Annotated in this window: 3 rRNA genes; all 3 read right to left on the reverse strand. The window is 56.2% G+C overall.

The window, feature by feature from the left end:
- Positions 1-69: 69 nt before the first annotated feature.
- Positions 70-186, reverse strand: a 5S ribosomal RNA gene (gene rrf, locus AC5RVZ_RS32150).
- Between the two features lie 120 nt (positions 187-306).
- Positions 307-3,413 (reverse strand): 23S ribosomal RNA (locus AC5RVZ_RS32155).
- 374 nt (positions 3,414-3,787) lie between these two features.
- Positions 3,788-5,030 (reverse strand): 16S ribosomal RNA (locus AC5RVZ_RS32160); the annotation flags it as partial.

Consider the following 5,030-nt stretch of genomic DNA (forward strand, 5'->3'; position numbering starts at 1 on the left):
GCGTGGTTCCCTGTGGGGTTGTTAACGCGAAATGGCCACCCCGGTGGGGTGGCCATTTCGTGAAAGGGAGTCCGGCGGTGTCCTACTCTCCCACAGGGTCGCCCCTGCAGTACCATCGGCGCTGAGAGGCTTAGCTTCCGGGTTCGGAATGGGACCGGGCGTTTCCCTCTCGCTATGGCCGCCGAAACACTATTGATGTTTCAGATCGTCAACAACGAAAAAGTCTTGTGTTGTCGTTCGTTCCCGACCGTACATCGGGAACCACTCAGTGGACGCGAGCATCACCACCCACGAAGGGGTGGGGTGTTTATCAAGTCATCGGCTTATTAGTACCAGTCAGCTGCACACGTTGCCGTGCTTCCACATCTGGCCTATCAACCCAGTAGTCTGGCTGGGAGCCTCTCGCCCGTAGGCATGGAAGTCTCATCTTGAGGCCGGCTTCCCGCTTAGATGCTTTCAGCGGTTATCCATCCCGAACGTAGCTAATCAGCGGTGCTCCTGGCGGAACAACTGACACACCAGAGGTTCGTCCAACCCGGTCCTCTCGTACTAGGGTCAGATCCTCTCAAACTTCCTACGCGCGCAGCGGATAGGGACCGAACTGTCTCACGACGTTCTAAACCCAGCTCGCGTACCGCTTTAATGGGCGAACAGCCCAACCCTTGGGACCTACTCCAGCCCCAGGATGCGACGAGCCGACATCGAGGTGCCAAACCATGCCGTCGATATGGACTCTTGGGCAAGATCAGCCTGTTATCCCCGAGGTACCTTTTATCCGTTGAGCGACAGCGCTTCCACAAGCCACTGCCGGATCACTAGTCCCGACTTTCGTCCCTGCTCGACCTGTCAGTCTCACAGTCAAGCTCCCTTGTGCACTTACACTCGCCACCTGATTGCCAACCAGGTTGAGGGAACCTTTGGGCGCCTCCGTTACTCTTTGGGAGGCAACCGCCCCAGTTAAACTACCCACCAGGCACTGTCCCTGAACCGGATTACGGTTCGAAGTTAGACATCCAGAGTGACCAGAGTGGTATTTCAACAACGACTCCACGAATACTGGCGTATCCGCTTCACAGTCTCCCACCTATCCTACACAAGCCACACCGAACACCAATACCAAGCTGTAGTAAAGGTCACGGGGTCTTTCCGTCCTGCTGCGCGTAACGAGCATCTTTACTCGTAGTGCAATTTCGCCGAGTTCGTGGTTGAGACAGTTGGGAAGTCGTTACGCCATTCGTGCAGGTCGGAACTTACCCGACAAGGAATTTCGCTACCTTAGGATGGTTATAGTTACCACCGCCGTTTACTGGGGCTTAAATTCTGAGCTTCGCCTTGCGGCTGACCCGTCCTCTTAACCTTCCAGCACCGGGCAGGCGTCAGTCCGTATACATCGTCTTGCGACTTGGCACGGACCTGTGTTTTTAGTAAACAGTCGCTACCCACTAGTCTCTGCGGCCACCACGCCCTTTCGGAGCAAGTCCTAATAAGCGGATGGCCCCCCTTCTCCCGAAGTTACGGGGGCATTTTGCCGAGTTCCTTAACCACGATTCTCTCGATCTCCTCGGTATTCTCTACCTGACCACCTGAGTCGGTTTGGGGTACGGGCGGCTAGAACCTCGCGTCGATGCTTTTCTTGGCAGCATAGGATCACCCACTTTTCATCCGCATCGTGTCTCAGCCTCATGAGGAACGGATTTGCCTATTCCTCGGCCTACGCACTTGCCCCGGGACTACCATCGCCCGGGTTGGGCTACCTTCCTGCGTCACACCTGTTAATACGCTAGCCGCACCAGCATGGGGTCGAGCGTTCACCGGGACGTCATCACCCCGAAGGGCTCCGAACATTCCCGGCTAGGACTCTTAGCACCACTGGATTGGCTGGGGCGGTTCTTCGCCGGTACGGGAATATCAACCCGTTGTCCATCGACTACGCCTGTCGGCCTCGCCTTAGGTCCCGACTTACCCAGGGAAGATTAGCTTGACCCTGGAACCCTTGGTCTTTCGGAGGACGTGTTTCTCACACGTCTTTCGCTACTCATGCCTGCATTCTCACTCGTGTAGCGTCCACGGCTGGGTCACCCCGCCGCTTCACTCGCCACACGACGCTCTCCTACCCATCAACACGGCTGGACCACGAAGGCCTACCAATAATGTCAATGCCACAACTTCGGTGGCGTGCTTGAGCCCCGTTACATTGTCGGCGCGGAATCACTTGACCAGTGAGCTATTACGCACTCTTTCAAGGGTGGCTGCTTCTAAGCCAACCTCCTGGTTGTCTAAGCAACTCCACATCCTTTCCCACTTAGCACGCGCTTAGGGACCTTAGATGGTGGTCTGGGTTGTTTCCCTCTCGACTATGAAGCTTATCCCCCACAGTCTCACTGCTGCGCTCTCACTTACCGGCATTCGGAGTTTGGCTGACGTCAGTAACCTGGTGGGGCCCATCGGCCATCCAGTAGCTCTACCTCCGGCAAGAAACACGCAACGCTGCACCTAAATGCATTTCGGAGAGAACCAGCTATCACGAAGTTTGATTGGCCTTTCACCCCTATCCACAGCTCATCCCCTCAGTTTTCAACCTAAGTGGGTTCGGCCCTCCACGACGTCTTACCGTCGCTTCAGCCTGGCCATGGATAGATCACTTCGCTTCGGGTCTAGGACATGCGACTGGATCGCCCTATTCAGACTCGCTTTCGCTACGGCTACCCCACTCGGGTTAACCTCGCCACATATCGCTAACTCGCAGGCTCATTCTTCAAAAGGCACGCTGTCACACCTACCAGGGGTGCTCCAACGGTTTGTAAGCAAACGGTTTCAGGTACTATTTCACTCCCCTCCCGGGGTACTTTTCACCTTTCCCTCACGGTACTTGTCCGCTATCGGTCATCTGGGAGTATTTAGGCTTATCAGGTGGTCCTGACAGATTCACACGGGATTTCTCGGGCCCCGTGCTACTTGGGATCCTTCCCACGCTGCGATCCGACATTTCGGTTACGGGGCTGGCACCCACTCTGGCCGGCCTTTCAAGACCGTTCACCTATATCGACGCATCACGTTCACTGCGCGGCAGCGCAGTACGGGAAGTCCCACAACCCCGAATACGCAACTCCTGCCGGATATCACACGTACTCGGTTTAGCCTGTTCCGGTTTCGCTCGCCACTACTCACGGAATCGCGGTTGCTTTCTCTTCCTGTGGGTACTGAGATGTTTCACTTCCCCACGTTCCCTCTACCCGCCCTATATATTCAGGCGGGAGTCACTGGGTCGGCACGCCGCCCAGCGGGGTTTCCCCATTCGGAAATCCTCGGATCAAAACTTGCTTATCAGTTCCCCGAGGCTTATCGCAGATTGCTACGTCCTTCTTCGGCTCCAGATGCCAAGGCATCCACCGTTTGCTCTTAAAGACTTGAAAAACACATGAGCCGATCTATCGATCGATTTAGTTGATGACCCCGAAAGGTCATCTCTTTAAGATGCTCGCGTCCACTGTGTAGTTCTCAAAGTACGGGCGGTACCCACCCCGACACCGGCAACGCCGGCACAAGGATGAGCCCAGAGATCCCAGTCGCAGAAAAGCCAACGCCTTCCCGCCCCCGGTCCCTCAGGACCCAACAGCGTGCATGCCCCACCCGATCCACCCAGCCCCGTTCCAACCACACGAATGCGGCGTACTGAGAACCAGACCTCACGGCCAGAGCCTCGTCAAATGTTCCACCCATGAGCTCCGGTCACACACATTCGGTGTGAATCCGGCTCTGACACCCAACCGGGTGCAGTGCTCCTTAGAAAGGAGGTGATCCAGCCGCACCTTCCGGTACGGCTACCTTGTTACGACTTAGTCCTAATTACCGATCCCACCTTCGACGGCTCCCTCCACAAGGGTTGGGCCACCGGCTTCAGGTGTTACCGACTTTCATGACTTGACGGGCGGTGTGTACAAGACCCGGGAACGTATTCACCGCAGCGTTGCTGATCTGCGATTACTAGCGACTCCGACTTCATGAGGTCGAGTTGCAGACCTCAATCCGAACTGGGACCGGCTTTTTGGGATTCGCTCCACCTCACGGTATTGCAGCCCTTTGTACCGGCCATTGTAGCATGCGTGAAGCCCAAGACATAAGGGGCATGATGATTTGACGTCATCCCCACCTTCCTCCGAGTTGACCCCGGCAGTATCCCATGAGTTCCCACCATTACGTGCTGGCAACATAGAACGAGGGTTGCGCTCGTTGCGGGACTTAACCCAACATCTCACGACACGAGCTGACGACAACCATGCACCACCTGTACACGAGTGTCCAAAGAGTTCCGTATTTCTACGGCGTTCCCGTGTATGTCAAGCCTTGGTAAGGTTCTTCGCGTTGCATCGAATTAATCCGCATGCTCCGCCGCTTGTGCGGGTCCCCGTCAATTCCTTTGAGTTTTAGCCTTGCGGCCGTACTCCCCAGGCGGGGAACTTAATGCGTTAGCTGCGTCACGGAATCCGTGGAAAGGACCCCACAACTAGTTCCCAACGTTTACGGGGTGGACTACCAGGGTATCTAAGCCTGTTTGCTCCCCACCCTTTCGCTCCTCAGCGTCAGTTACGGCCCAGAGATCTGCCTTCGCCATCGGTGTTCCTCCTGATATCTGCGCATTCCACCGCTACACCAGGAATTCCAATCTCCCCTACCGCACTCTAGTCTGCCCGTACCCACTGCAGGCCCGAGGTTGAGCCTCGGGTTTTCACAGCAGACGCGACAAACCGCCTACGAGCTCTTTACGCCCAATAATTCCGGATAACGCTTGCGCCCTACGTATTACCGCGGCTGCTGGCACGTAGTTAGCCGGCGCTTTTTCTGCAAGTACCGTCACTTTCGCTTCTTCCTTGCTAAAAGAGGTTTACAACCCGAAGGCCGTCATCCCTCACGCGGCGTTGCTGCATCAGGCTTGCGCCCATTGTGCAATATTCCCCACTGCTGCCTCCCGTAGGAGTCTGGGCCGTGTCTCAGTCCCAGTGTGGCCGGTCACCCTCTCAGGCCGGCTACCC

The organism is Arthrobacter sp. Cza30 (assembly GCF_059090765.1).